1 rRNA gene is annotated in these 1,872 nt (G+C 46.7%); it reads left to right on the forward strand.

The features are described 5' to 3' along the window. Positions 1-254: 254 nt before the first annotated feature. Positions 255-1,811, forward strand: a 16S ribosomal RNA gene (locus CF66_RS00640). The last annotated feature ends 61 nt before the right edge of the window (positions 1,812-1,872 follow it).

Raw genomic sequence — 1,872 nt, forward strand, 5'->3', positions numbered from 1 at the left:
AAAAAGTATTTGACACAGAGTTGGATCTAGCTAGAATGTTTGATTCTTTCTAGTAAAAGAAGAAAGCAAGCTCTTTAATAACATTAAATCTATTAATCTGTGTGAGCACTTATTTGATAACAGTCTTAAAGGCTTGTTTAGTGAACAACAAAGGGAACGATCGATATTTATTTAATTGATAGGAACTAATGTTGGGTTACATTTTTTTGATGTATTGAGTATTCATTAAGCAATTACCTTGATAACAAAAGCTTTAATTGAAGAGTTTGATCATGGCTCAGATTGAACGCTGGCGGCAGGCCTAACACATGCAAGTCGAGCGGAAACAACAGCTATTCTTTTTTTAAAAGGATAATTGGTTGTCGAGCGGCGGACGGGTGAGTAATGCCTAGGAAGTTGCCCAGTAGAGGGGGATAACCATTGGAAACGATGGCTAATACCGCATAAACTCTTTGGAGAAAAGCAGGGGACCTTTTATAGGCCTTGCGCTATTGGATACGCCTAGGTGGGATTAGCTAGTTGGTAAGGTAATGGCTTACCAAGGCGACGATCCCTAGCTGGTCTGAGAGGATGAACAGCCACACTGGAACTGAGACACGGTCCAGACTCCTACGGGAGGCAGCAGTGGGGAATATTGCACAATGGGCGCAAGCCTGATGCAGCCATGCCGCGTGTGTGAAGAAGGCCTTAGGGTTGTAAAGCACTTTCAGCAGTGAGGAAGAATATGCATCTAATACATGTATATTTTGACGTTAACTGCACAAGAAGCACCGGCTAACTCCGTGCCAGCAGCCGCGGTAATACGGAGGGTGCGAGCGTTAATCGGAATTACTGGGCGTAAAGCGCATGTAGGTGGTTCGATAAGTTAGATGTGAAAGCCCGGGGCTTAACCTCGGAACTGCATTTAAAACTGTCAGACTAGAGTACTATAGAGGGGGGTGGAATTTCAGGTGTAGCGGTGAAATGCGTAGAGATCTGAAGGAATACCAGTGGCGAAGGCGACCCCCTGGATAGATACTGACACTCAGATGCGAAAGCGTGGGGAGCAAACAGGATTAGATACCCTGGTAGTCCATGCCGTAAACGATGTCTACTTGGAGGTTGTGGCCTTGAGCTGTAGCTTTCGTAGTTAACGCGTTAAGTAGACCGCCTGGGGAGTACGGTCGCAAGATTAAAACTCAAATGAATTGACGGGGGCCCGCACAAGCGGTGGAGCATGTGGTTTAATTCGATGCAACGCGAAGAACCTTACCTACTTTTGACATCCAAAGAAGCCAGTAGAGATACAGGTGTGCCTTCGGGAACTTTGAGACAGGTGCTGCATGGCTGTCGTCAGCTCGTGTTGTGAAATGTTGGGTTAAGTCCCGCAACGAGCGCAACCCTTGTCCTTGTTTGCCAGCGAGTAATGTCGGGAACTTCAAGGAGACTGCCGGTGAGAAACCGGAGGAAGGTGGGGACGACGTCAAGTCATCATGGCCCTTACGAGTAGGGCTACACACGTGCTACAATGGTGTATACAAAGGGTTGCCAACCAGTAATGGTAAGCTAATCCCCTAAAGTACATCGTAGTCCGGATTGGAGTCTGCAACTCGACTCCATGAAGTCGGAATCGCTAGTAATCGTAGATCAGCACGCTACGGTGAATACGTTCCCGGGCCTTGTACACACCGCCCGTCACACCATGGGAGTGGGTTGCAAAAGAAGTGGGTAGTTTAACTTTCGAGAGGACGCTCACCACTTTGTGGTTCATGACTGGGGTGAAGTCGTAACAAGGTAGCCCTAGGGGAACCTGGGGCTGGATCACCTCCTTAAAATATCAGGATTGTTTGAATGAGTGCTCACACAAATTAATTAGATTAATTTAAAGTTAAA

The sequence above is a fragment of the Candidatus Photodesmus anomalopis genome, from assembly GCF_000731785.2.
Lineage (GTDB): Bacteria > Pseudomonadota > Gammaproteobacteria > Enterobacterales > Vibrionaceae > Vibrio > Vibrio anomalopis.